Source organism: Pseudomonas sp. MS646 (genome assembly GCF_036693845.1).
GTDB classification, from domain to species: domain Bacteria; phylum Pseudomonadota; class Gammaproteobacteria; order Pseudomonadales; family Pseudomonadaceae; genus Aquipseudomonas; species Aquipseudomonas chlororaphis_E.
Window position 1 is genome coordinate 573,437 of record NZ_CP144763.1, and the last position, 24,125, is coordinate 597,561.

21 protein-coding genes, 1 pseudogene and 1 riboswitch are annotated in these 24,125 nt (G+C 63.8%); of the genes and pseudogenes, 15 read left to right on the plus strand and 7 right to left on the minus strand.

The features are described 5' to 3' along the window. Positions 1-5 precede the first annotated feature (5 nt). From V3H56_RS02450 to V3H56_RS02465, 4 genes and pseudogenes are all read left to right on the plus strand, one after another. Positions 6-1,409: a PIG-L family deacetylase gene (locus V3H56_RS02450; RefSeq protein WP_338474182.1), complete on the plus strand. Its 1,404-nt coding sequence runs from the start codon at positions 6-8 to the stop codon at positions 1,407-1,409. Between the two features lie 84 nt (positions 1,410-1,493). Then, a complete protein-coding gene (locus tag V3H56_RS02455) occupies positions 1,494-2,450 on the plus strand; it encodes a glycosyltransferase (protein WP_042731094.1) in 957 nt (318 codons plus the stop codon). Between the two features lie 128 nt (positions 2,451-2,578). After that, positions 2,579-2,822, plus strand: a pseudogene (locus tag V3H56_RS02460) (glycosyltransferase family 2 protein); the annotation flags it as partial. Positions 2,823-2,870: 48 nt separating this feature from the next. Beyond that, a complete protein-coding gene (locus V3H56_RS02465) occupies positions 2,871-3,974 on the plus strand; it encodes a glycosyltransferase (RefSeq protein ID WP_042731093.1) in 1,104 nt (367 codons plus the stop codon). On the opposite strand, the gene V3H56_RS02470 is transcribed toward V3H56_RS02465, so the two are convergent. Beyond that, positions 3,960-4,565, minus strand: coding sequence for a toluene tolerance protein (locus V3H56_RS02470; RefSeq protein ID WP_042731092.1), 606 nt, complete (start codon positions 4,563-4,565; stop codon positions 3,960-3,962). The two genes, V3H56_RS02465 and V3H56_RS02470, sit on opposite strands and share 15 nt — an antisense overlap. A 107-nt stretch (positions 4,566-4,672) precedes the next feature. On the opposite strand from V3H56_RS02470, the gene V3H56_RS02475 reads away from it, so the two are divergent. The 5 genes from V3H56_RS02475 (at position 4,673) to hldE (ending at position 10,742) form a co-directional block, all read left to right on the plus strand. Continuing rightward, the gene (locus V3H56_RS02475; protein ID WP_042731091.1) at positions 4,673-5,845 is read left to right on the plus strand and encodes an O-antigen ligase family protein; all 1,173 of its coding nucleotides are present in this window, start codon (positions 4,673-4,675) and stop codon (positions 5,843-5,845) included. 15 nt (positions 5,846-5,860) lie between these two features. After that, positions 5,861-7,666 carry a lipid A export permease/ATP-binding protein MsbA gene (msbA, locus tag V3H56_RS02480; protein WP_042731090.1) on the plus strand — a complete coding sequence of 602 codons (1,806 nt, stop codon included), beginning with the start codon at positions 5,861-5,863 and terminating at the stop codon, positions 7,664-7,666. Positions 7,667-7,876: 210 nt separating this feature from the next. Continuing rightward, positions 7,877-8,581, plus strand: coding sequence for a sulfotransferase family 2 domain-containing protein (locus tag V3H56_RS02485; RefSeq protein WP_047736077.1), 705 nt, complete (start codon positions 7,877-7,879; stop codon positions 8,579-8,581). Next, on the plus strand, positions 8,574-9,176 hold the full coding sequence (gene cysC, locus V3H56_RS02490; RefSeq protein ID WP_042732487.1) for an adenylyl-sulfate kinase: 603 nt from the start codon (positions 8,574-8,576) through the stop codon (positions 9,174-9,176). The genes V3H56_RS02485 and cysC overlap by 8 nt, the downstream gene beginning before the upstream one ends. 144 nt (positions 9,177-9,320) lie before the next feature. Then, positions 9,321-10,742, plus strand: coding sequence for a bifunctional D-glycero-beta-D-manno-heptose-7-phosphate kinase/D-glycero-beta-D-manno-heptose 1-phosphate adenylyltransferase HldE (gene hldE, locus V3H56_RS02495; protein WP_042732486.1), 1,422 nt, complete (start codon positions 9,321-9,323; stop codon positions 10,740-10,742). Between the two features lie 147 nt (positions 10,743-10,889). Here the strand turns inward: hldE and V3H56_RS02500 are convergent, their stop codons facing one another. From V3H56_RS02500 to V3H56_RS02515, 4 genes are all read right to left on the minus strand, one after another. Then, the gene (locus tag V3H56_RS02500; protein ID WP_042732485.1) at positions 10,890-11,855 is read right to left on the minus strand and encodes a hypothetical protein; all 966 of its coding nucleotides are present in this window, start codon (positions 11,853-11,855) and stop codon (positions 10,890-10,892) included. Between the two features lie 33 nt (positions 11,856-11,888). Then, a complete protein-coding gene (locus V3H56_RS02505) occupies positions 11,889-12,701 on the minus strand; it encodes an aldo/keto reductase (protein WP_042732484.1) in 813 nt (270 codons plus the stop codon). Next, a complete protein-coding gene (locus V3H56_RS02510) occupies positions 12,698-13,873 on the minus strand; it encodes an FAD-dependent oxidoreductase (RefSeq protein WP_042732483.1) in 1,176 nt (391 codons plus the stop codon). The genes V3H56_RS02505 and V3H56_RS02510 overlap by 4 nt, the downstream gene beginning before the upstream one ends. 207 nt (positions 13,874-14,080) lie before the next feature. Then, positions 14,081-14,413, minus strand: coding sequence for a multidrug efflux SMR transporter (locus V3H56_RS02515; protein ID WP_042731417.1), 333 nt, complete (start codon positions 14,411-14,413; stop codon positions 14,081-14,083). Between the two features lie 102 nt (positions 14,414-14,515). On the opposite strand from V3H56_RS02515, the gene V3H56_RS02520 reads away from it, so the two are divergent. Together V3H56_RS02520 and waaA are read left to right on the plus strand one after the other, a co-directional pair. Next, positions 14,516-15,406 (plus strand): LysR family transcriptional regulator, encoded by an 891-nt coding sequence (locus tag V3H56_RS02520; RefSeq protein WP_042731418.1) that lies wholly within the window; start codon positions 14,516-14,518, stop codon positions 15,404-15,406. A 22-nt stretch (positions 15,407-15,428) separates the two neighbouring features. Continuing rightward, positions 15,429-16,709 (plus strand): lipid IV(A) 3-deoxy-D-manno-octulosonic acid transferase, encoded by a 1,281-nt coding sequence (gene waaA, locus V3H56_RS02525; protein WP_042731419.1) that lies wholly within the window; start codon positions 15,429-15,431, stop codon positions 16,707-16,709. 159 nt (positions 16,710-16,868) lie between these two features. Here the strand turns inward: waaA and V3H56_RS02530 are convergent, their stop codons facing one another. Next, positions 16,869-18,308 carry a TolC family outer membrane protein gene (locus V3H56_RS02530; protein WP_047736072.1) on the minus strand — a complete coding sequence of 480 codons (1,440 nt, stop codon included), beginning with the start codon at positions 18,306-18,308 and terminating at the stop codon, positions 16,869-16,871. Positions 18,309-18,464: 156 nt separating this feature from the next. Next, a riboswitch (TPP riboswitch) is annotated at positions 18,465-18,570 on the plus strand. 174 nt (positions 18,571-18,744) lie between these two features. Between V3H56_RS02530 and thiC the strand changes: the two genes are divergently transcribed. Next, on the plus strand, positions 18,745-20,634 hold the full coding sequence (gene thiC, locus V3H56_RS02535) for a phosphomethylpyrimidine synthase ThiC (protein WP_338474183.1): 1,890 nt from the start codon (positions 18,745-18,747) through the stop codon (positions 20,632-20,634). 170 nt (positions 20,635-20,804) lie between these two features. Next, a complete protein-coding gene (cytX, locus tag V3H56_RS02540; RefSeq protein WP_338474184.1) occupies positions 20,805-22,097 on the plus strand; it encodes a putative hydroxymethylpyrimidine transporter CytX in 1,293 nt (430 codons plus the stop codon). Here cytX and V3H56_RS02545 read toward each other — a convergent pair. Further along, positions 22,066-22,812 carry a DUF3298 domain-containing protein gene (locus tag V3H56_RS02545; RefSeq protein ID WP_338474185.1) on the minus strand — a complete coding sequence of 249 codons (747 nt, stop codon included), beginning with the start codon at positions 22,810-22,812 and terminating at the stop codon, positions 22,066-22,068. The two genes, cytX and V3H56_RS02545, sit on opposite strands and share 32 nt — an antisense overlap. 213 nt (positions 22,813-23,025) lie before the next feature. On the opposite strand from V3H56_RS02545, the gene V3H56_RS02550 reads away from it, so the two are divergent. Both V3H56_RS02550 and V3H56_RS02555 read left to right on the plus strand, forming a co-directional pair. Then, positions 23,026-23,643 (plus strand): NUDIX domain-containing protein, encoded by a 618-nt coding sequence (locus V3H56_RS02550; protein ID WP_042731424.1) that lies wholly within the window; start codon positions 23,026-23,028, stop codon positions 23,641-23,643. After that, positions 23,634-24,086 carry a DUF1249 domain-containing protein gene (locus V3H56_RS02555; RefSeq protein WP_024781420.1) on the plus strand — a complete coding sequence of 151 codons (453 nt, stop codon included), beginning with the start codon at positions 23,634-23,636 and terminating at the stop codon, positions 24,084-24,086. Before V3H56_RS02550 ends, V3H56_RS02555 begins: the two co-directional genes overlap by 10 nt. The last annotated feature ends 39 nt before the right edge of the window (positions 24,087-24,125 follow it).

Below are 24,125 nucleotides of genomic sequence, written 5' to 3' on the forward strand. Positions count from 1 at the left end.
CACCGATGAGTCGCAAGCAGCAGTTGCTCAAGCGTCACCGCCGCAACAAGCGCGTGGGGTTGCTGCTTGCCCTGGTGGTGCTGGTCCTGCTTGGCGTGCTGGTGGCCTGGTGGCTGCCGCTGGTGCTGGCGGTGCTGGGCTGGGTCGCCCATGAGGCCTGGTTCGCCGACCATCTGTTCTACTCGCCCAAGGACGACTACCAGTACAACTTCCCGCCGTTCACCCAGCAACCGAAGGTGCACCTGAACGCCGGTCGGCTGCGGCTGGATGACGGGGTTATCCTGGACGATGGTGCGACGCTGGTCCTCGGCTTGCAGGTCAAGAGTGCTTGGCTGGGGCGGTTTTTCGACCCGGTCGTCGAACTGTCGGGCGGCGACTGCCCGGATCGGCAAACGTTCGAGCGCGGCGTCAACGGCCTGCGCTACCTGAACCTCAGCGAGCAGGGCCCTGCGCTTTCCCGCGGTGAGTTGCGCCTGCGCGGGCGTTTCTGCCGCTTGCTGGGCGAACCGACGCTCTGGTCGTTCACGCCGCCTGAATTGCAGCACCGGCGCGTCATGGTCATCGCCCCCCATGCCGACGATGCGGAACTGGCGGCCTATGGGTTGTACAGCCGGGCCGACGAAGCCTGGATCGTGACGTTGACCGCCGGTGAAATCGAAGCCGAGCATTATCAGCAGATGGGGCTGGACCGTGTCGAGGCGGCGCGGCTCAAGGGGCGCCTGCGGGCCTGGGATAGCATCGCCGTGCCGCGCTGGGCCGGGGTACCGCAAGAGCACTGCGTGCAATTGGGTTACTTCTGCCTGCAACTGGCGGCCATGCAGGCCGCGCCGAGCCAGCCCCAGGGGTCTCGTGAGGCAGACCTGAGCGATACGCGGCTGTTGCGCCAGCTCAACTCTGTTGTCCTGCCCGGCGATACCGACGGCGCACCGACCTGGAACAACCTGCTGGCCGACTTGCGCGCGTTGTTGCTGATGGCGCGGCCCGAGGTCATTGTGTTGCCGCACCCGACCCTGGACCCCCACCCCGACCATCTCTGCGCCCATCATGCCGTCCGGCAAGCCCTTGAAGGCCTGGAGTGGCAGCCCGGCACCGTGTTGGGCTACGCCAATCACCTGCATGACAATGATCGCTGGCCCATGGGCGATGCCGGTAGCGGCATTGCATTGCCGCCGTGTTTCGAGTCAGCCGGGCCAATGGAACCGGTCAGCCTGCCGTTGGCGCTGGCCGACCAGCGCGACAAGGCCATGGCGCTGGGCATGATGCATGACCTGCAGCCACGCGCGCCGTTCAAGCGCCGCCTGCGTCGTGGCATCCAACGCCTGTTGGCGGGGCGCAAGGGCTCCGTGTATGGCGAGAACGAATTCTTTCGCAAGGCTGTGCGTCGCCATGAACTGTTCTGGCGACTGTAAGGGCCCAACGCGGGGTGCCCGTGCGCGATGGCGCGCCGGTGTCCCCGGTCATCCATCAAGTCGTTCGCTGCCGCAAGGAAGACGATGAAAGTTCTATTTCTGGTGCAGAAAGAGCAGCGGGCCATCCTGGACCGACTCTACGAAGGCGTGGCCGCTCATTGCGAGTGTGACCTGCGCTGGCTCGACAGCCAGGAGCAACGCAACCTGCGCAAATACTTCCGCCACCACGTGGAGGTGTCGCGCTATGACCGGATCGTGTTTTTCCTGCGCTTCAAGCAGGAAATCCGCCAGGTCGCCTTCATCCGCACGATCCCTAACCTGGTGATCCTCGAACACGACGCCTACCAGAACTACATCCCGTGCAAGTACACCGGCAAGTTCAGTGCGCATTACCGGCAACTGCCCTGGGTGCGGGTGATCAGTTCCGGCTTCATGGTCGCCGAACGCTTGCGTGGCGAAGGCTTCGACGCGGTGTTCGTGCCCAAGGGCTACGATCAGGCGTTGTTGCAGGACCGGGGCCGGGAGCGGGATATCGAGCTGGCCTTCGTCGGCAGCACCAACAGCGTCGCCTACAGTGGCCGCAAGGCGCTGCTTGATGAGCTGGGACGCGTCGAGCCGTTGGTGGTGACCCGGACCAAATCCGGCGAGGAGTACTGCGAGACCCTCAATCGCATCCGCTTTTTCGTCAGTGCCGATGTCGGCATGGGCGAGTTCATGATCAAGAACTTCGAGGCCATGGCCTGTGGCTGCGTGCTGCTGGCCTTTGACCAGGGCGCCGACGAGGCGCGCGCGCTGGGGTTACAAGACATGCACAACGTGGTCTTGTACAAGGACATCCCGCAGCTCCAGGAAAAGCTCGCCCGGCTGCGCGCCGATCCCGAGTTGGCGCAACGCGTGGCGCGCAATGGCCAGCAGTTGGCGCTGGACCAGTTCAGTTTTGCCCGCATAGGCCAGAAAATCGTTGAAACAATGGAGCCGCCCCTGCGGCCTCGTGCACCCTTGAGCATGCTGGCAAAATGGCGCCTGCGGCTGGGCATTTGAGGGTGCCCGTTCTGTCATCCGGTTCGGGGCCCGCTCGTCCAGCCATGGGCGGCTTGTCTCGCTGTTCGCCGATCTGCGGCCAGCTCCAATGGCCGGGCTTGTTCTTCAGCCGGGACCTGCGGTGGAAGGAAGATCGGCGTTGCGCCCCCTTTGCCGGCTTCGTCGGCGAAAAGCCTGCCCACTTCGCTATGTGCAGCCGAACTTGACGGCGGTCATGCTGGAAGGGGATGCTGTTTTACACACCGGATTCGGGGTTCACGTGGAGTGCCCGCGGAGCGTCAATGCAAGGCACATCGCCAGCGCCGCGAGCAAGTCAAGCTGTCCCTGGTTCTCTTGCTCGGAGTCTGCATTGGCTGGCTTATCAATTACTGAACGCTGCAAAGCTCGAATACCGGTCCGTGATAAAGGGTTTCCGGCTTGATGAGCATTATCAATGTCATGTGGGCGGGCGGCGCGCCGTTCGCTTCGGTACACAAGGTTCATCATCAGATCCTTTCGCGAATGGAGCCGGCGATGCCTGTCAAGACCTGGCTCTTGCAGGGGTCGGCAGCGGCCTGCCAGGTCGACGTCGGCCCGGCGCGTGAATGGAGGCTGACCTCTGCGCGGCTCAAGGGCCGCCATATCTGGCGCCTGTTCAAACCCCTGATGCACAGCCGTTTCCGCCAGGCATTGCTCGACAGCGATGCCCGGGTGGTGTTGCTCGACGGGGTGGGCGTGGCTCGGGCGCTGTTGCCGGTTCTCAAGGACATGCCGCAGATCCGTGTGGTGGTGATCTTCCACGGTGCGACGCGCCTGAGCATCGCGGCCCGGGAGCTGCTGCGCGGGTTCCCGGTTTCGCGCCTGACCCTGGCGGCGGTCTCCGAGACCCTGGCGACGTCGCTCCAGCAAACGTTGGGCATCCCGGTGACGGCGCTGCGCAGCGCCTTCGACCCGGCGGCCTTCCGGTCCGCGCTCCTGTCCCGCGAAGAGGCGCGTGCCCGGCTGGGGTTGCCTGGCACCGGTGGGCGGGTGTTCGGTGCGGTGGGGCGGTTGGTGAGTAACAAAGGGTTCGCCAGCCTGCTCGAGGCCTTTGGCCGGGCGGCGGCTGACCATCCGGACTGGCGCCTGGTCATTGTTGGCGAAGGTCCTCGGCGCCCTGCGCTACAAGCGCGGATGGCCCAGCCGGACCTGGCTGGCAAGGTCTTGCTGACCGGGCATCTGGAAGACGTCGCCAGGCTCTACAAGGCCTTTGATTGGGTGCTGATCCCGTCCCTGGACGAGGGCCTCGGTCTGATTCTCCAGGAGGCGGTGCTGGCCGGCACGCCGGTTTTGGCCAGCGAACTGGCTGTTTTCCGGGAGCAGTTGGGCGACACCGGCTGGTATGCGCCGATCAACGACGAGGGCGGGTGGAGCGAGGCGATCACCCGGGCTGCGCAGGTTCCGGTCGATAAGGTCGCGGCGGCCCAATACCAGGCCCTGGCGCCAGAGGAGGCCTGGCTGAGTTTCAGCCAGACGGCCCGGCAATTGATCTCAGGCGGCCAATAGGGCGTTTTCCAATGCCTGCATTGGAAAGCTCCCGTTCAGGTTCTCTCGGGCAATATAACGCGCGAAATGCTGCAAGTTGCGCCGCGCCAGGTAGCGAGGCAACGGCGAGCGCAGGAAGCGCATGTCAGCCACGTCGATCAATCCCCATTCGTTTTCAGGCGTCACGACGATGTTGCCCAGGTGCAGCGAGCGAAAGTAGATGCCACTGGTGTGCAGGCGGCGGATCAACTCGACCAGCGCCGGCAGCGCTTGTTGCCAGTTGAAATTTTCCTGGTTCGACAATTGCCGCAGGGTTTTGCCCGGCAAGGGTCGGTACAGCACGGCCGTCATGCCGGGCTTGTCCAGAGTGTAGGAGGCCAGCACCTGAAGTGTCGGCACGCCGAGTTTTTGCAGGCGCACGGCGTTATTGATGAATCGCGTTGAATACGGCCGTAAAAGAGCCGAAGAAAAAAGCCGCTTGCGGCGGAACAATTTGAGAATATTCCCATCCTGCAGCAGATAGACTTTTGGGCCGTAGCTGTCGGCCTCCAGAATGCTGGCGCCTTCAATCAATTGATTCAAAGCGGCTTGGGGAAGCCGTGAGGATTGCATCGTAGGGAAACCTTGTTGATAGAACCGGTGCCGTGGCGGGCCATGATGCCCAAAAGTTCACGTTTTAACCATGCCGGTTTGGCCGGCGGACCGTTTAGGAGCGATAGATGCACACAACACGTTGGGCTCAGGGATGGCTGGCCCTTGGCTTGTTATGGTTTTTGCTGGCGATAGCCCTGGCACCGACCAATAAAGTCTATCAACAGGGGTTGGTTGCGTTCGTCTGGTTGCCGGCGATCGTCTTCGCCTGGCCGGCCCGTCACCGGTTGTTGGAGGTGTGGCGCGCGCAGCGCCTGATGTACACGGCATTGCTGGGATTGATGGCCTGGGCGTTGATCAGCCTGGCTTGGTCCGAGGCGGCGGAGCCGGTGCGGGAAGTCAAACGGTTGCTCTATATCCTGGTGTTCCTGTTGTTCTTCCCGATTCTTGCCGATGGCCGGCCTGAGCGAGTGATGCGTCTGATGCAATGGGGGGGCGTGGGGCTTGCGCTGACGGCCTTGATGGCCATCGTCCAGTTCTACGGTATCAAGCACAATCCATGGAATACCCGTCTGGAAGGGTTGGGGGAGTTGTCCCATCCGATCCTGGGCGGCTACGTGATCGGTTTGACGGCAGTCTGGATGCTCCACTGGGTGCCTCGGCGTATCGGGCTGCAGGTGCTGTGGGTAGTGGCCCTGGCTTTGCTCGGGGTGTTCGTGGTGATGAGCCAGAGCCGTGGTGCGGCGCTGGCGTTGCTGCTCAGCGTCCTGGCCATGCCGATCTACTGCCGTGACCAGCGCGCCCGGGTGATCGCGGCGGCAACCCTGGTGCTGGCAATGTTCACCTTCTGGCTGCTCGAGCCGCTGGTGATGGCGCGCGGCGCTTCCTATCGGCCCGAGATCTTCATGTCGAGCCTGCACATGATCGCTGAACACCCATGGGGTGGGCTGGGAGCGGGGGCGGACTACCGGGTGCTCAGCAACGGCATGACATTCGATCACGCCCATAACCTGTTCAGTCATATCGCCATCCTGCTCGGTTTGCCTGGGCTGCTGTTGTGGTGCATCGTCTGGTTCGCCGTGCTGCGTGAAGCCTGGCGAACCCGGGACAGCCTGCTGGGCCGGGGCGTGCTTGGCATGTGGGTGTTCTCGTTCCTGGCGATGCAATTCGATGCCTCGAGCCTCACCGGAACGCCACGCGCCGAATGGTTCATCAGCTGGCTGCCGATCGGCCTGGCCGGCGTTTTGACCTGGGCGCGGGCCAAGTCCGGCGGCTGTGATAAAATTCCGCGTTCTTCCTAACCAGTGAGCTCGACGATGAGTGACGCACCGCCCAAAGCGGAACAGGATTCCAGCCTGAAGATCTATTTTCGGCTGCTGGGATACGTCAAACCCTACGCGGGCATTTTCCTGCTGAGTATCGTGGGTTTCGTGATATTTGCTTCCACCCAGCCCATGCTGGCCGGGATCCTCAAATATTTCGTCGACGGCTTGAGCAACCCCGATGCGGTGCTCTTCCCTAACGTGCCCTACCTCAAGGACCTGAAACTGTTGATGGCGGTGCCGCTGCTGATCATCCTGATCGCGGCGTGGCAGGGCCTGGGGTCGTTCCTGGGCAACTACTACCTGGCCAGGGTGTCCCTGGGGCTGGTCCACGACTTGCGGGTCGAGTTGTTCAACAAGTTGCTGGTGTTGCCCAACCGCTATTTCGACACCCATAACTCCGGGCACCTGATTTCCCGCATCACGTTCAACGTGACGATGGTCACCGGGGCCGCCACCGACGCCATCAAGGTGGTGATTCGTGAAGGCCTCACCGTGGTGTTTCTCTTCATGTACCTCGTGTGGATGAACTGGAAACTGACGCTGGTGATGCTGGCGATCCTGCCGCTGATCGCGGTCATGGTCAGCAGCACCAGCAAGAAGTTTCGCAAGCAAAGCAAGAAGATCCAGGTGGCCATGGGCGACGTGACCCATGTCGCGTCCGAGACCATCCAGGGCTATCGCGTGGTGCGCAGCTTCGGTGGCGAGGCCTACGAGCAAGAACGCTTTGCCCGTGCCAGCCAGGGCAATACCGATAAGCAGTTGCGCATGACCCGCACCGGCGCGGTCTATACGCCGATGCTGCAACTGGTGATCTACACCGCCATGGCGGCGCTGATGTTCCTGGTGCTGTTCCTGCGCGGCGACGCCACGGCCGGTGACCTGGTGGCCTACATCACCGCCGCCGGCCTGCTGCCCAAGCCGATTCGCCAGCTCTCGGAAGTCAGCTCCACCATCCAGAAAGGCGTGGCCGGTGCCGAGAGCATCTTCGAGCAACTGGACGTCGAGCCGGAAATCGATTCCGGTACGGTCGAGCAGGAGCGTGTCAGCGGTCGCCTGGACGTGCGCAACCTGAGCTTCACCTACCCCGGTGCCGACCGTGAGGTGCTCAAGGACATCAGCTTCACTGCCGCCCCTGGGCAGATGATTGCGCTGGTGGGCCGTTCGGGCAGCGGCAAGTCGACCCTGGCGAGCCTGATCCCGCGTTTCTACCACCACGAGGTCGGCCAGATCCTGCTCGACGACGTGGAGATCGAAGACTATCGCCTGCGCAACCTGCGTCGGCACGTCGCCCAGGTGACCCAGCATGTCACGCTGTTCAACGACACGGTGGCCAACAACATCGCCTACGGCGACCTGGCGGGAGCGCCCCGGGCGGACATTGAAAAAGCCGCCGAGGATGCCTATGCGATGGACTTCATCGCCCAGTTGCCCAATGGCCTGGACACCGAAGTGGGTGAAAACGGCGTGCTGCTGTCGGGCGGCCAGCGCCAGCGCCTGGCGATTGCCCGGGCCCTGCTCAAGAATGCGCCGCTGCTGATTCTCGACGAGGCGACGTCGGCGCTGGATACCGAGTCCGAGCGGCATATCCAGGCCGCGTTGGACCAGGTGATGAAAGGCCGTACGACCCTGGTCATCGCGCACCGGCTGTCGACCATCGAGAAGGCCGACATGATCCTGGTGATGGACCAGGGCCGCATTGTCGAGCGCGGCACCCACGGCGAACTGCTGGCCCAGAACGGCTACTACGCGCGTCTTCACGCCATGGGGCTGGATGCGCCAGCCCATAATATTGCCTGACCCTCAGGCCCGCCCCGGTGCCGATGTCGATTGGCACCGGCCCACTGTGTAAGGGCGGGCCTGTCCCCTCGGGTTTGTATCGAAGCCGTTACCAGGCTTGACCAAACCACCATAAAACGGCGACCCGCGCTTGGTAAGGTTTTGCCCACAGAACTTTCCTGAACGCACTTCAGCGATCGAGGGGGCCATCCTTCTCGCGTGGGTATCCGAATGCTGCAACGCTATCTCTGGAAGCTGCTGCCCAAGGCGCAGCGGTCCTTTCTGTTGGGGCGCCTGTCGGTGGTCGACCGCCAGGTCGTGAACAAGTCGATGTCGGCCAACTGCCATTTCCCCGAAATCTTCGCCGAGCGCGCCTGCCTGTTCATCCATGTGCCAAAATGCGCCGGTAGCAGTGTTTGCGCCGGCTTGTTCGAAGGCTATACCCCCGGACACCTGCCGTTGTACTGGTACGAGCAACAGTTTGCGCGGCAGTACGCCGACAGCTTCAAATTCGCTTTTGTGCGTGATCCGCTGGAGCGGGCATATTCAGCCTATGCTTTCCTGCGGGGCAATACGCTGGGGCAACGCGATCACGCGGCGCAGGCAATGGTGAGGCATTACCGCGATTTCGATGACTTCGTCGCCCGCTGGCTGCACCCGGAAAACATCACCCGGCAACTGCATTTCGCTGCCCAGACGGATTTTCTCACCGACTCCCTCGGCCATCTGGCGATGGATTTCATCGGTTATCAGGAACACCTGGGGCGCGATTATCGCCAGCTATACGAACGTCTCGGCGGCCGTGCGACCTTGCCCCATGTGAACCGCTCGCAGCAGCGCGCCGCGGTGCCGGTACGGGACCTGTGCTCGGTGCGCACGCGCCGCCTGGTGCGGCGGGTGTACCAACGTGACTATGAGATGCTCGGCTATGAATGAAACGTCAAAGGTATTGCAGGCGCAGATACGTCCTTGCGCGCCGGCGCTCACGCCCCAGGATCGGGCCGCGATCAAGGCCCAGCGTCCACGCTGCATCTGGCTGACCGGGCTGTCCGGGGCGGGCAAGTCGACGCTGGCCAATGCCTTGGAAGTACAGCTCAACCGGCAGGGCCTGCACACGGCCCTGCTCGATGGCGACAACCTGCGCCAAGGGTTGTGTCGAGGCCTGGGCATGGATGCCGAGTCACGCAAGGAAAACATCCGGCGCATCGGCGAGGTGGCGCGGTTGATGGTCGATGCCGGCCTGATCGTCATCGTCGCGGCGATCTCCCCGTTTCGCGCCGACCGCGAGACGGCCCGGCAGTTGTTCCCGGAAGGCACCTTCGTGGAGGTCTACGTCAGCACTCCCCTGGACGTCTGTGCCCAGCGCGACCCCAAGGGCTTGTACCGCGAAGCCCGCGCCGGGCGAATCAAGAACTTCACCGGGCTCGACAGTCCCTACGAAGTTCCGCTCGCCCCGGATTGCCAGATCGACACCAGTGAAACGGCGCTCGCCCAGGCCTGCGAGCGGTTGTCGGCGTTGCTGCAACGCTGATCGGGCGGGCAAACCTGCATCGCATCGCGCCTCCGAATGGGGGCGCGCATCGACGAGTGAAAGCAGTGGCACACAGCCATGAATCAGCCTTCACCAACCCTGTGCTAATATCGCGCCCCTGTTCATTTTGTATGTGGGATCTCCATGAAGTTGTCCATGCCGCGATTCGATCAAGCCCCTGTATTGGTGGTCGGCGATGTCATGCTCGACCGCTACTGGCATGGCGGTACCTCACGGATTTCCCCCGAGGCACCGGTACCGGTGGTGAAGGTCGAGAACATCGAGGACCGCCCCGGTGGTGCCGCCAACGTTGCCCTGAACATCGCCGCGCTGGGCGCACCGGCTTCACTGGTGGGCGTGACCGGCGACGATGAGGCCGCCGACAGCCTGACCAACAGCCTCAAGGGCGCGGGCGTGCGGGCGACCTTCCAGCGCATTGCGCACCAGCCGACCATCGTCAAGCTGCGGGTCATGAGCCGTCACCAGCAACTGCTGCGCATCGACTTCGAAGAGCCGTTTTCCACCGATCCCCTGGCCCTCGGCGGGGAAGTCGAGAGCCTGCTCGATGGGGTCAAGGTGCTGGTGTTGTCCGACTACGGCAAGGGTGCGTTGAAAAACCACCAGGTGCTGATCCAGGCCGCCCGTGCCCGCGGCATTCCGGTCCTGGCCGACCCCAAGGGCAAGGATTTCTCCATCTACCGTGGCGCCAGCCTGATCACGCCGAACCTCAGCGAGTTCGAAACCATCGTCGGCGGTTGCGTCGATGAGCACGAGTTGGTGAGCAAGGGCGCCCAACTGATGCAGGATCTGGACCTCGGCGCCTTGCTGGTGACCCGTGGCGAGCACGGCATGACCCTGCTGCGTCCCGATCATCCGGCGTTGCACCTGCCGGCCCGGGCCCGCGAAGTGTTCGACGTGACGGGCGCCGGCGACACCGTGATCTCCACCCTGGCGGCGGCCATCGCCGCGGGTGAGGAACTGCCCCATGCGGTGGCCCTGGCGAACCTGGCGGCGGGGATCGTGGTCGGCAAGCTGGGCACGGCGGCCATCAGCGCCCCGGAATTGCGGCGTGCCATCCAGCGCGAAGAAGGCTCCGAGCGCGGTGTGCTGGGCCTGGAGCAACTGCTGCTGGCGGTTGACGACGCCCGAGCCCATAACGAGAGAATCGTCTTCACCAATGGCTGCTTCGACATTCTTCACGCGGGCCATGTGACCTACCTGGAACAGGCCAGGGCCCAGGGCGATCGTCTGATCGTCGCGGTCAATGACGATGCCTCCGTGAGCCGTCTCAAGGGCCCGGGCCGGCCGATCAACAGCGTCGACCGGCGCATGGCGGTCCTGGCCGGGCTGGGGGCGGTGGACTGGGTGATCAGCTTCAGCGAAAGCACGCCGGAAAACCTGCTGCGCCAGGTCAAGCCGGATGTGCTGGTCAAGGGCGGTGACTATGGGATCGACCAGGTCGTGGGCGCGGACATCGTCGCGGCCTACGGCGGCACTGTGAAAGTGTTGGGGCTGGTGGAGAACAGCTCGACGACGGCGATCGTGGAGAAGATTCGCAACAACTGATGCGTCAGGCAAAGCGCAGAACCTGTGGGGGCGAGCTTGCTCGCGATTGCGTTGGATCATTCAGCCTCGATTAGGCTGACACACCGCTATCGCGAGCAAGCTCGCTCCCACAGGGCCCATTGTCCAGCCAGAAAATGGGCATCAGGCTTAGCGAGCCGTCTTGCGCGGCACGATCTTCTTGAACAATTGCCGGGCCTTGCCCTTCAGTCGGGTCAGTCCCGATTCCTTGCCCGGTGGCGCCAAGCCTTGCTGGCGCAACCAGTCCTTCCAGCGAATCCGCTCGTCACGCACCAGCCAGCCGTCCTGCCGGGCAAAACTTTCCGCCAGGTACAGCCCCCGGGTGCTGGCCGGGTATAACTGGTCCTTCTTCAAGGTATACAGCTCCGGCAGCGGTTGCCCATCCTGCAGCGGCATCAGGTACAGATCCGGCCTTTTGCGGTCCAGGCGCGCCACCAACTGGTCGCCCTCCAGGCGCTCATCCACATGGAACAGGCTCAGGGACTTGGCTTCCTTGGGCACGTCCAGGCGCAGGTCATAGATCAATTGCAGGGACGCCGTGGGCAGGTGCACATAGGCCCGAGGCCGCTCGATCAGTTGCAGGTTCGCGCTGCGCACCGGCCTCGCGGAGCCCGACAGCGGCGTCAGGCGGAACGGCAGGGCTTCGCGATAGTGCAAGGCACTGGCGTAAGGGGCCGGCAGCCAGGTGTCGTTGAAGCGTCCGCCGAGCCAGCCTTCCGGGGTTTCCAGCAGGCATTCCTCGGCGATTTCGCTGATGGCGGTGAGCAGTGGCAGGTTCAGCTCGTGGGCCGGGACGTAGCCGGAAATCAACTTGAGCACCACATCGCCACGGTCCTGCCGGCGCTGGCGCACCAACACCCAATAGTCACGATTCTGCCAATGCACGGTCAGGCGCACCGAAACGCCCAGGTTGGCCAGCTCCAGGGAAAAGCGTTCGGCGTCGGCCACGGTGACAGGACGGCGGCGCTGCAGGGTCTGGGCGAAATTCATCGGCATCCCGACGCTCTGGTAAGCCAGGCCTTCGGGCGTCGCTTCGACAAACAGGGGCAGGGTCTTGAAGTTGCTTGGGTTCTTGCGGATGAGCGTACGCGGCATGTCGACTCCTTCTTCATGCCGCGTCAAGCGGCGTCAGTTCTCACGCAGGACCTTGGCAACGGTCGCGACGTTATGGGCGAGGTGCAGCGGATTAATGGTGCCGACAATAGCACTGGCGACCCCAGGATGTTCAAACAACAGTTCGAAGCTGGCCCGGACCGGGTCCACGCCGGGGCTCAGGCAGACATGGCCGCTGGCCAGGGCTTTCTTGACCAGGATCGCCTTGCCGTGAGCGTTGGCGTAGTCAATGACCGCCTTCTCGGCCTGTTCGTTCAGATTGTAGGTGACCATCGCGCAATCGCCTTGCTCCAAGGCTTTCAAGCCGCCTTCGACGGTCTTGCCGGAAAAACCGAAGCCGCCGATCTTGCCTTCGCGCTTGAGCGCCGCGAGGGTCGGGTAAACCTCGCTGTCGTTGAGAATCGCCAGGTCATTGCCGTCGGAATGCACCAGCACCAGGTCGATGTAGTCGGTTTCCAGGCGCTTGAGGCTGCGTTCCACCGAGCGTCGGGTGTGGGCGGCGCTGAAGTCGTGGCGCGACTGGCCGTCGCTGAATTCCTCGCCGACCTTGCTGACAATCACCCAGTCCTGGCGCTGGCCGCGTAGCAACGGGCCGAGGCGTTCTTCGCTCTGGCCGTAGGCCGGCGCAGTGTCGATCAGGTTGATGCCCAGGTCGCGCGCCAGCTTGAGCAACATGCGCGCCGCCTCGTCATCGGGGATCTGGAAGCCGCTGGGGTACTTAACGCCCTGGTCGCGGCCGAGCTTGACCGTGCCCAGGCCCAGTGGCGAGACCTGGGGGCCGTTATGGCCCAGCGGCCGGTAGAGGTCGTGCAGGGTCGGTTGGCTCATGGCAGCAGTTGCTCCCAGGCCGGGACGCCCATGGGCGGTTTCGGCAACGCCGGCAACGGCGCCGCTTGATGGGGTTCGACACCGTCGCGTTGCAGCGCGCTGATCACCCGGTCGGCGAAGTCCGGGGCCAGGGCCAGCTTGGTCGGCCAGCCCACCAGCAGGCGATCCTGCTCGGCGAGAAAGGCGTTGTCCGGACGGGTCAGGCCGGTTTGCAACGGTTCGGCGCGGTCGACCCGCAATGTGGCCCATTGCGCGGTGCTGAGGTCGATCCAGGGCAGCAACTGGCCGAGCTCTTTCTGGGCGGCGGCGATCTGCGCGGCGGGCTCGCGGGCCACGCCATCGCCTTCGGCGAGGTCGCCTCCCAGGTACCAGACCCACTGGCCGTTGGCGGCCGGGTGGGTGGTTACGGTGACGCGCGGCTTCGGCCCGCCTCCCAGGCAGTGGGCGTAGAGTGGCTTGAGGCTCGGTCCCTTGACCAGGACCATGTGCAGCGGTCGGCGCTGCATGGCCGGCTGGTCCAGGCCCAGGGCGCCGAGCAGGTCGGCGGTGCCGCCGCCGGCGCTGAGGACAATGCGCTGGGCGCGGATCTCGCGGTCGTCCACCTTCAAGCCCACCAGTGCGCCGCCCTCGCGCAACGGCTCGATGCGCTGCCCGGCCAGCAAGCCGTCGCCGGCCAGCTCCGCCAGGCGCTCGATCAGGCTGGGAACGTCCACCACCAGTTCGGCCAGGCGATAGACCTTGCCCTTGAAGCGCTTGTCTTGCAGGGCCGGCGGCAGTTGTTCGCCCTTGACCTGGTCGACCCGGCCGCGCACGGCCTTGCTGGCGAAGAAACTGGTGAGGTTGCCGGCCAGGGTGCCGGGGGACCAGAGGTAATGGGCATCCGACAGCATGCGCACGCCGGAGAGGTCCAGCTCGCCTTCGCCCTTGAGGGCTTCACGCCAGCGGCGCGGCATGTCGGCGATGGCCTCCGAGGCACCGGTCAGGGCGCCGTGCAAGGCGTACTTGGCGCCGCCGTGGATGATGCCCTGGGATTTGACGCTCTGCCCGCCGCCGAGGCTGGCGCTCTCCACCAGCACGGTCGAAAAGCCCAGGCGACGCAGGCGTGCATTGAGCCAGAGGCCGGCGACTCCAGCGCCGACAATCAGAACGTCGGTGGAAATAACGGATGGCATGCAGCGACCTCAGTGAACAAGACGAAGGCGCAGTATACAGACTCGATGCTATTGGGATTTGTTGAGCATCAACATCAAAGGCGGCTGCCCGTGGCGAGGGAGCTTGCTCCCGCTTGGGTGCGAAGCGCCCACCAGGAGGACCGCGTTGCGGCCCAGCGGGAGCAAGCTCCCTCGCCACAAAAGGCTGTTCACCGCAGGTTTTTGTGTTCAGTGCCCGGCCGTCTTGGAGAACAGTTGAATCACCACCACCCCCAGCACAATCAGCGCCATCCCCAGCATCGCCGGTACATCCAGCTTCTGCCCATAGATGAACAACGCCGCCACGCTGACCATGACGATTCCCATCCCGGCCCACACCGCGTACGCCACGCCCACCGGCACCGTGCGCACCACCAGGGTCAGCATCCAGAAGGCAATGCCGTAGCCGGCGACCACCAGGATCAGGGGTAGAGGTGTGCTCAGGCCTTTCACCGCTTTCATCGAAACGGTGGCGATCACTTCCGCGCAAATGGCGATAGCCAGGTAGTAGTAAGCGTTCATGGGCAGTCCTCGGTCAGCGTTGCGTCTTTCGATGGCGCCATTCTAGAACCTGGGCAGATGCGGTAAAGTCATTACCTATCTGTATAAGAGATAGGTTGCGCCATGCCTGTGCAGTGGAATCTGGAACAAATACAGCTATTCGTGGAAGTCGCCGAGAAGCGCTCGTTTTCTGCCGTGGCACGGGACCGGCGCAAAGCCCAGTCGGCCATCAGCAGCGCGATCGCCTGGCTGGAAACCGACCTGGGGGTGAGCCTGTTCGAGCGCAGCAGCGGCCGGCAGCCGACGCTCACCGAGGCCGGCGAGGTCTTACTGGAAGAGGCGTGGGAGGTCTTGCGTCAGTGCGAGCGCCTCAACGGCCGGGCACTGGCGCTGATGCGTGGCCAGGAAGCCTCCCTGCGTCTGGCCCAGGACGAAGCCATGCCGTATCAACCGGTCATCGACAGCCTGGCGGCGCTGGCCGAGCAATTCCCTACCCTTGAGGTGCAACTGGCCAGCGCCGCCCAGGGCGACGTGGCGCGCAAACTGGTGGAGCGCCGCGCGGACCTGGGGTTGTTGTTCTACCACGACCAGATCCCCGAAGCCCTGGAACGCCGCGTGTTGGGCAGCGTCGAGATGGTCACCGTGTGCGGCAAGGGGCATCCGCTGGCCAGCCACGCCTATGTGTCCTGCCGAGAGATGGCCCGGCACCGGCAGTTGCTGATGGCGACCCAATCCAGTGTCTACCCCGGCAGCGAGCAGGCCAGCCCGCAGGTCTGGCGCGCCGACAGTTTCTATGTGTTGGCCGAATGGCTGCGAAGTGGCCTGGGGTGGGCCTGGTTGCCACGACACGTCGTGCAGTACCCGGCGTATCTGGGCGACATGGTGGAGCTCAACAGCGAGTGGACCCCGCCGGCCCTGGTGGTGGAGCTGGTCTGGCGCCGCGACGAACCTTTGGGGCCGGCGGCGCGCTGGCTGGCGGAACGTTTTGCCGTGCAGTTGCAGGCGATCGGCTGAAAAACCGATAAACTCCGCCGCCATGAACAGAACTCTCTATAGCGCATTGTTTTATCTGGGGCTGCCACTGGTAGCGATTCGGCTGTGGCTGCGGGCCCGCAAGGCGCCGGCGTATGCCCGGCGCATTGGCGAGCGTTTCTCTCGGGGGCTGCCGGCGATGGCGCCGGGAGGGATCTGGGTCCATGCCGTTTCGGTGGGCGAGAGCATTGCCGCCGCACCGATGATCCGCGCCTTGCTGCAACGTTATCCACAGTTGCCGATCACGGTCACCTGCATGACCCCGACGGGATCGGAGCGGATCCAGGCGTTGTTCGCCAACGAGCCGCGCATCCAGCACTGCTACCTGCCGTACGACTTGCCGTGCGCGGCCAGGCGTTTTCTCGACCAGGTGCGTCCGTGCCTGGCGGTGATCATGGAAACCGAGTTGTGGCCCAATCACATTCACCAGTGTGCTCGCCGGGGCATTCCCGTGGCGTTGGCGAATGCGCGATTGTCGGAGCGTTCGGCCCGAGGCTATGCGCGCTTCCCCGGGCTCACTCGGCCGATGCTCGCCGAGATGAGCCTGTTCGCCGTCCAGACCGAAGCCGAGGCCGAACGTTTCCGGCAACTGGGCGCCCGGACGGAGACCGTCGAGGTCACGGGCTCGATCAAGTTCGACCTGGCCATCGACCCGCAACTGCTGGAAAACGCCGGCGCCTTGCGGCGTCAGTGGCAAGCCATGGAGCGCCCGGTGTGGATCGCTGCCAGTACCCATGAAGGGGAAGATGAGGTGGTGCTCGACGCTCACCGCCGGCTGCTCGACAGTTATCCCGATGCGTTGCTGATCCTGGTGCCGCGTCATCCCGAGCGCTTCGACGCCGTGCACCAGCTCTGTGAAAGCCAGGGCTTCGCCACGGTCCGACGCTCCAGCGCGCAACCGATCACCGCCCAGGCTTCGGTCTTGCTCGGCGACACCATGGGCGAGCTGCTGTTTCTCTATGCGTTGGCCGACAGTGCGTTTGTCGGTGGCAGCCTGGTGGCCAACGGCGGACACAACCTGCTTGAGCCGGCGGCGCTGGCGAAGCCGGTGCTCAGCGGGCCGCACCTGTTCAACTTCCTCGACATCGCCGCGCAATTGCGCAGCGCCGGTGCGTTGCAGGAGGTCGAGGATGCCGAGAGCCTGGCCCTCGCGGTGCAACGCCTGTTCGAGCTGCCCCGCGATGCCCAGCGCATGGCCGAGGCGGGATTGAAGGTGATGCGGGCCAACCAGGGTGCGTTGCAGCGGTTGCTGGACGGGTTGGGGCGGTTGATTTCCGACCGGTGATCGTTGCCTTTGTGGCGAGGGGATTTATCCCCGCTGGGGCGCGAAGCGCCCCCTTTCAAGCCATCTGACACACCGAGTTGTCAGGTTTGGGGCTGCTACGCAGCCCAACGGGGATAAATCCCCTCGCCACAGGGGAACCGTTGCCTGTTAAACGGGTGGTTACTGCGCCGGCCGTGAACGCAACTGCTGCGCCGCGGCCTGCGCCAGGTCCGGCGGCAGGAAGTCCTTGTCCGGGTTGTAGTCGGGCTTGAGGTAGCGCGACAGGTCTTGCAGGTCGGCCGGGCTCAAGGTGCCGGCGGCCTGCTTGAGGCGCAGGTTGTCGAGGATGTAGTCGTAACGGGCGTTGTTGTAGTTGCGCACCGAGGTGTACAGCTGGCGCTGGGCATCCAGCACATCGACGATGTTGCGCGTCCCCACCTGGTAGCCGATCTCCGTGGCTTCCACCGCGCTCTGGTTGGAAATGATCGACTGGCGCCGCGCCTGGACCTGTTCCACGTCGGTGTTCACCGCGCGGTGCAGGTTGCGGGTGTTTTCCACCACCTGGCGGCGCAAGCCTTCGCGCTGCTGCTCGGTCTGGGTGAGTTGCGAGTAGGACTCGCGCACCTGGGAGCTGGTCAAGCCGCCGCTGTAGATCGGAATGTTCAGTTGCAACGCCAGGGTGCGCTGTTCGACGTCACCGCCGTACGGTTGGCCGAACGCGTTCGGGTTGCTGAAGCCCAAGGCATCGTTGTCGCCTTTTTCGTACCTTGCCACGGCGTCCAGGGTCGGTGCGTGGCCGGCCTTGCGCTGGCGCAAGGTGTCTTCGGCCGCGGTGACCGCATAGTTGCTGGCCAGCAGGTTGAGGTTCTGCTTGGCGGCCGTGTCGACCCAGGCCTTGGCATCGTTCGGTGCCGGCGGCAGGATCGGCAGCGTGTGGACGATGCCCTGGATCGAGTTGTACTGGCGGTTGGTCAGGGTGATCAACGCCTCGAAGGCATCCTCGACCTGGCGCTGGGCAAGGATCCGGTTGGCGCGCGCAGTGTCGTAGCTGGCCTGGGATTGCAGGACGTCGGTCTTGTCCGACAGGCCCACGTCAAAGCGTTCGTTGGACTGGTCGAGCTGGCGCTTGAAGGCGGCTTCCTCGGCCTTGGTCGAGGCCAGGTTGTCCTGGCTGCGCAGCACGTTGAAATAGCTCTCGGCGCTTTGCAGAATCATGTTCTGCTCGGTGGCCGACAGTTGCAGCGAGGCCTGTTCATTCACCGACTTGGCGGCCTGGAACTGGAACCAGCGATCGGCCCGGAACAGCGGCTGGGACAGCGTGGCCTGATACGAGCGAGCGCTGCGGGTGGCAACGGCGGCCGGCTGGTCGATGTCGGTGCGCACGTTGGCCACTTCGGCGCCGCCGGACAGGTTGGGCAACAACCCGGCACGCGCCTGGGGCACCACTTCCTTCTGGGCGCCATACTGGGCGCGGGCGGCGGCCAGGTCGGCATTGTTGTCCACCGCTTCCTGATACACGCTCACCAGATCGGTTTTGGTGGTCAAGGGCGCTTCGGCAGCCCAGGCCAGTCCATTGGACGCACAAGACACGGCGAGGGCCAGTGAGAGTTTGCGCAGCATGAGGCGATCCCTATTTCACGGATGAGTGCGCACTAAAGAGGCGCGGCGTAGCGAGTGTAGTTGCGCGCACGCACGGCAACAATCCTGTATATGCGCCATTCATCACGGCTTTTGCCCAGGTGATGGCGTTCCGCGGGAGTTGTGTCTAGACTGGCCAGGTTCTTGTCGGGGTGCCTTGCTATGAGGCTGAGATCGAATAATTTCGGATCCCGTTGAACCTGATCAGGTTAACGCCTGCGTAGGGAACAAGATTTCTCGTCACCCGGCGAGTCCTCTTGTGCTTCGTCCGGGATGTGGTTCGATCATCGACTTTCGATCTTCGAGCACGCTCCGCAGCAAGCACAGCATCCGCACCGTCGTGCGCGATTGCGTCCATTCGCTACAGGTTCGCTCCGACAAAAATCCACTGCCTGGATGTGTGTCTGGAGAGCCCGTGATGACGACAAAATCAAAAAACGCGATCAACCTCAGTGATTCGGCCCAGGTCGATCAGCAATCGGTTCAGCCCTTTACCCGCTCGCAAAAAATCTATGTCCAGGGCAGTCGCCCGGACATCCGCGTGCCCATGCGCGAGATCAGCCTCGACGTGACCCCGACCGACTTCGGCGGTGAGATCAACGCGCCGGTGACCGTGTACGACACCTCGGGCCCCTACACCGACCCGAACGTGATCATCGACGTGCGCAAAGGCCTGGCCGACGTGCGCTCGCCGTGGATCGAGGCCCGTGGCGACACCGAGCGCCTGGCCGGCCTGAGTTCCAACTTCGGCCAGCAGCGCCTGGCCGATCCCGAACTGACCCAACTGCGCTTCGCCCACGTCAACAACCCGCGCCGGGCCAAGCCGGGCGCCAACGTCAGCCAGATGCACTACGCGCGCAAAGGCATCATCACCGCCGAGATGGAATACGTCGCCATCCGCGAAAACATGAAGCTGGAAGTGGCCCGCGCCGCTGGCCTGCTGGACCAGCAACACGCCGGCCACAGCTTCGGTGCCAGCGTGCCGAAAGTCATCACCCCGGAATTCGTCCGCGACGAAATCGCCCGTGGTCGCGCGATCATCCCGGCCAACATCAACCACACCGAACTGGAACCGATGATCATCGGCCGCAACTTCCTGGTGAAGATCAACGGCAACATCGGCAACAGCGCGCTGGGTTCGTCCATCGAAGAAGAAGTGGCGAAGCTGACCTGGGGCATCCGCTGGGGCTCGGACACGGTCATGGACCTGTCCACCGGCAAGCACATCCATGAAACCCGCGAGTGGATCATCCGCAACTCGCCGGTGCCGATCGGCACCGTGCCGATCTACCAGGCCCTGGAAAAAGTCGGCGGCGTGGCCGAAGACCTGACCTGGGAGTTGTTCCGCGACACGCTGATCGAACAGGCCGAGCAGGGCGTCGACTACTTCACCATCCACGCCGGCGTGCTGTTGCGCTATGTGCCGATGACCGCCAAGCGCGTCACCGGCATCGTCAGCCGTGGCGGCTCGATCATGGCCAAGTGGTGCCTGGCGCACCACAAGGAAAACTTCCTCTACACCCACTTCGAAGACATCTGCGAAATCATGAAGGCCTACGACGTCAGCTTCTCGCTGGGCGATGGCCTGCGTCCGGGCTCGATTGCCGACGCCAACGACGAAGCGCAGTTCGGTGAGCTGGAAACCCTCGGCGAGCTGACCAAGATCGCCTGGAAGCACGACGTGCAATGCATGATCGAGGGCCCGGGCCACGTGCCGATGCAACTGATCAAGGAAAACATGGACAAGCAGCTCAAGTGCTGCGACGAGGCGCCGTTCTACACCCTCGGCCCGCTGACCACCGACATCGCGCCGGGCTACGACCACATCACCTCCGGCATCGGCGCGGCGATGATCGGCTGGTTCGGTTGCGCGATGCTTTGCTACGTGACCCCGAAGGAACACCTGGGCTTGCCGAACAAGGATGACGTGAAGACCGGGATCATCACCTACAAAATCGCTGCTCATGCGGCCGACCTTGCAAAAGGTCACCCCGGCGCGCAGATCCGCGACAACGCCTTGAGCAAGGCACGCTTCGAGTTCCGCTGGGAAGACCAGTTCAACCTCGGCCTGGACCCGGACACCGCGCGTTCGTACCACGACGAAACCTTGCCGAAGGACTCGGCCAAGGTCGCGCATTTCTGCTCGATGTGCGGGCCGAAGTTCTGTTCGATGAAAATCACCCAGGAAGTGCGCGAGTACGCGGCCAACCAGCGCATCGAGGCGGTGGATGTGGAAGTCGCCCAAGGGATGGCGGAACAGGCCGAGCGGTTCAAGCAGGAAGGCAGTCAGCTTTACAAGAAAGTGTGATGTGAGCTGGAGGCGGTGGTGTCCTTGCCGCCGCCTTCGCGAGCAAGCTCGCTCCCACAGTGGATCACTGGTGCACACAGATTTTTGTGCTTACCCCGATCCCCTGTGGGAGCGAGCTTGCTCGCGAAAGCAATCGCCAGAACAACAAGTATTCATCTGAGATAGCACCTTTGAACATCCAACCCAGCACCTACTCCCCCGACATCGCCGTCCCCCTGGACAAACGCGTCTTCGGCGCCCGCGATCTGTTTTCCCTGTGGTTTTCCCTCGGCATCGGCCTGATGGTCTTGCAGGTCGGGGCCTTGCTGGCGCCGGGCCTGGGCCTGAGTGGTTCGTTGCTGGCGATTTTCCTTGGCACGCTGGCGGGCGTACTGCTGCTTGCGGCGGTTGGGGTGATCGGCAGCGACACCGGCCTGTCGGCCATGGCCGCCCTCAAGCTCAGCCTCGGCAGCAAGGGCGCAAGCGTGCCGGCGCTGTTGAACCTGTTGCAGTTGATCGGCTGGGGGTCGTTCGAAATCATCGTCATGCGCGACGCCGCCAGCCTGCTCGGCGCCCGGGCCTTCAGCGAAGGCAGCCTCGGGGCGAATCCGCTGCTGTGGACCTTGTTCTTCGGTGCCCTGGCAACCTTACTCGCGGTGAGCGGGCCGCTGACGTTCGTGCGCAAGGTCCTGCGCAAGTGGGGCATCTGGCTGTTGCTGGCGGCGTGCACCTGGTTGACCTGGAACCTGTTCGCCAAGGCCGACCTGGCGGCGCTGTGGGCCCGGCCCGGTGACGGCTCGATGCGGCTGGCCGTGGGGTTCGACATTGCGATCGCCATGCCGTTGTCGTGGCTGCCGCTGATCGCCGACTACTCACGCTTCGGCCAACGCGCCCGGAATGTCTTCGGCGGCACCGCCTTGGGCTTCTTCATCGGTAACTTTTGGCTAATGAGCCTGGGCGTCGCCTACACCCTGGCGTTCGCCCCGAGCGGTGAGGTCAATGCGCTGTTGCTGGCGCTGGCGGGTGCCGGATTGGGTATTCCATTGCTGCTGATTCTGCTGGACGAGTCGGAAAACGCCTTCGCCGACATCCATTCGGCGGCGGTGTCCAGCGGCATGTTGTCGGGGCTGAAGGTCGAACACCTGGCGTTGGCGATCGGCCTCATCTGCACCTTGATCGCCTGTTTTGCGCCGTTGGCCCAGTACCAGAATTTCCTGTTGCTGATCGGCTCGGTGTTCGCGCCGCTGTTCGGCGTGGTGCTGGTGGACCACTTCATCCTGCGCAAACGCAGCAGCCAGGTGGCATCGGCCGCGTTGCGCTGGCCGGCACTGTTGGCCTGGCTGGGTGGGGTGAGCACGTATCACCTGCTCGCCAATGTCTACCCGGACATCGGTGCGACCCTGCCATCGCTCATGCTGGCAGGGCTGCTGCAACTGCTGCTGGGCCGGGCGTTCAGCTACGGCCGGGAAACAGCTCGGGCTTGAGGATGCCGTTGAGGCGTGGGTAGGCGATCTTCAGCTCGATGTGGCCCAGGGCGTAGGGCGCGATGGTGCTGGTTTCATACTTGAGGATCACCCCGCCATAGGTCAGGGCGATGTGCGGGGTTTTCTGGAAGGACCACTGTTTCAGGAAGTCCGGTTCCTGATCCAGCTTGGTGCTGATCAACCAGCTGTTGTGGGCGACCTGGGCGGCTTTCCAGAATGCGTCTTCCTGGCCCGGCAGCAGCATGTCTGCCAGGGTCAGCACTTTGTGCTGCTGGCGCGAATAGTTGATGAAGCCGCGTCCCGGCGTGCCGTGGGCGCCGCCGGTGTCCAGGTAGCTGGACAATTCGATGATCACCAAGCCGTCATGCTGCTCACGTACCTTGGCCTGCAAATAGCTGCTGGTGCGCGGCGCCGCGGTGCGCAGGAACTGCTCGCGGTAGGCGGCCAGCGTGGGCGCGACCGGGGCGTCCGGGGTGGTGCGAGTCATTTGCAGCAGGCGTTTTTCAATGAGGCTGTCCAAGGCCGGCTCGGCAGGAAAATGCACGGTGTCGATGTTCACCAGCGGGCAGTCGGCGCTGGCGCAGCCCGGCTGCAATTGTTCCGAGGCGTCGCGGGTGGTTTCCAGCGGGGCGCGGTAGTTGGGTTGGAACAGGCTTTGGCAGGCCCCCAGCGTCAGGGCAATGGCGGCCAGCGAGGCAATTCTGAAAAGCGACATGGGCGTCCTTCGTGGAACAGGGAAAGGCGAAAAGTTACCCGCTTCGACTGTCAGCAGGGCAATCAGTTCGCCACTAAGCTCATTAGAGTGATTTTGCGCCTGGCCGTCCATCCCGATGACGGGAAAGGGGCTGCATCAAAGGGTACGGGCGCGTTAGGATGGCGCGAAGCCGAGGTTGGAACCTCGTATTGATCACCGCAAACGAGGACAGTCATGACCGATTTCGCCAACACCACCCCGAGCGCCGTGGACATCGTCAAGCGCGAGAACTGCTTCCAGGGTTTCTACAAGCTCGATCGTGTCCGCTTGCGCCATGAGTTGTTCGCCGGTGGCATGAGCCGTGAAATCAGCCGTGAGTTGTTTGTGCGCCATGACGCGGTGTGCGTATTGCCATATGACCCGCTGCGCGATGAAGTGGTGTTGATCGAACAGTTTCGCGTTGGCGCCATGGACAAGGCCGCCAACCCCTGGCTGGTAGAACTGGTGGCGGGCCTGATCGACAAGGACGAGCAACCGGAAGAAGTTGCTCATCGCGAGGCGCAGGAGGAAGCTGGGCTGGTCTTCGCGGCGTTGTGGCCAATGACCAAGTATTTTCCCTCGCCGGGCGGCAGTGATGAATTCGTGCATCTTTTCCTGGGGCGCTGCGACAGCACGGGGGCCGGCGGCCTGCATGGCCTGGAGGAAGAAGCCGAAGACATCCGCGTGAAAACCTGGGCTTTTGAAGACGCCTTGCAAGCGGTGCGCGACGGGCGTATCTGCAACGCAGCCAGCATCATTGCCCTGCAATGGCTGGCCTTGAACCGCGATGAAGTGAGGGGGCTATGGTCCTGAGCAAGCTGCGCGATCGTTATCGCGTCGACCTGGTAGGGCTGCAAGCAGCCTGCGAGGCCAACTACGCCCGCCTGATGCGCCTGTTGCCCGACATGCGCAACGACCCGGCGCCGCGGCGTATCGCGGTGACCCATGGCGACCAGATGCTCGGCGTGCTGGCCCTCGAGGTGCTGCAAACCTGCCCCTACACCACCACGCTGCAGGTGCGCCAGGAGCACAGCCTGCCGTGGCTGCCGGTGCCGCAACTGGAGGTTCAGGTCTATCACGACGCGCGCATGGCCGAAGTCGTGAGCGCCGAGCATGCACGACGCTTTCGCGGCATCTATCCTTACCCCAATGCCTCGATGCACCAGCCGGATGAAAAAGCCCAGTTGAACCTGTTCCTGGGGGAGTGGTTGAGTCATTGCCTGGCGCTGGGTCACGAATTCGAAGTGGTTCGCTAGCGGGTGTCCTGTCTGTGAACCGGTTCCGGTTCGCGGGTT

Excerpts from the sequence above, each read along its gene's own strand:
- V3H56_RS02450 (WP_338474182.1), top strand. The coding sequence starts at position 6 with ATGAGTCGCAAGCAGCAGTTGCTCAAGCGTCACCGCCGCAACAAGCGC.
- V3H56_RS02455 (WP_042731094.1), top strand. The coding sequence starts at position 1,494 with ATGAAAGTTCTATTTCTGGTGCAGAAAGAGCAGCGGGCCATCCTGGAC.
- V3H56_RS02465 (WP_042731093.1), top strand. The coding sequence starts at position 2,871 with ATGAGCATTATCAATGTCATGTGGGCGGGCGGCGCGCCGTTCGCTTCG.
- V3H56_RS02470 (WP_042731092.1), bottom strand. The coding sequence starts at position 4,565 with ATGCAATCCTCACGGCTTCCCCAAGCCGCTTTGAATCAATTGATTGAA.
- V3H56_RS02475 (WP_042731091.1), top strand. The coding sequence starts at position 4,673 with ATGCACACAACACGTTGGGCTCAGGGATGGCTGGCCCTTGGCTTGTTA.
- msbA (WP_042731090.1), top strand. The coding sequence starts at position 5,861 with ATGAGTGACGCACCGCCCAAAGCGGAACAGGATTCCAGCCTGAAGATC.
- V3H56_RS02485 (WP_047736077.1), top strand. The coding sequence starts at position 7,877 with ATGCTGCAACGCTATCTCTGGAAGCTGCTGCCCAAGGCGCAGCGGTCC.
- cysC (WP_042732487.1), top strand. The coding sequence starts at position 8,574 with ATGAATGAAACGTCAAAGGTATTGCAGGCGCAGATACGTCCTTGCGCG.
- hldE (WP_042732486.1), top strand. The coding sequence starts at position 9,321 with ATGAAGTTGTCCATGCCGCGATTCGATCAAGCCCCTGTATTGGTGGTC.
- V3H56_RS02500 (WP_042732485.1), bottom strand. The coding sequence starts at position 11,855 with ATGCCGCGTACGCTCATCCGCAAGAACCCAAGCAACTTCAAGACCCTG.
- V3H56_RS02505 (WP_042732484.1), bottom strand. The coding sequence starts at position 12,701 with ATGAGCCAACCGACCCTGCACGACCTCTACCGGCCGCTGGGCCATAAC.
- V3H56_RS02510 (WP_042732483.1), bottom strand. The coding sequence starts at position 13,873 with ATGCCATCCGTTATTTCCACCGACGTTCTGATTGTCGGCGCTGGAGTC.
- V3H56_RS02515 (WP_042731417.1), bottom strand. The coding sequence starts at position 14,413 with ATGAACGCTTACTACTACCTGGCTATCGCCATTTGCGCGGAAGTGATC.
- V3H56_RS02520 (WP_042731418.1), top strand. The coding sequence starts at position 14,516 with ATGCCTGTGCAGTGGAATCTGGAACAAATACAGCTATTCGTGGAAGTC.
- waaA (WP_042731419.1), top strand. The coding sequence starts at position 15,429 with ATGAACAGAACTCTCTATAGCGCATTGTTTTATCTGGGGCTGCCACTG.
- V3H56_RS02530 (WP_047736072.1), bottom strand. The coding sequence starts at position 18,308 with ATGCTGCGCAAACTCTCACTGGCCCTCGCCGTGTCTTGTGCGTCCAAT.
- thiC (WP_338474183.1), top strand. The coding sequence starts at position 18,745 with ATGACGACAAAATCAAAAAACGCGATCAACCTCAGTGATTCGGCCCAG.
- V3H56_RS02545 (WP_338474185.1), bottom strand. The coding sequence starts at position 22,812 with ATGTCGCTTTTCAGAATTGCCTCGCTGGCCGCCATTGCCCTGACGCTG.
- V3H56_RS02550 (WP_042731424.1), top strand. The coding sequence starts at position 23,026 with ATGACCGATTTCGCCAACACCACCCCGAGCGCCGTGGACATCGTCAAG.
- V3H56_RS02555 (WP_024781420.1), top strand. The coding sequence starts at position 23,634 with ATGGTCCTGAGCAAGCTGCGCGATCGTTATCGCGTCGACCTGGTAGGG.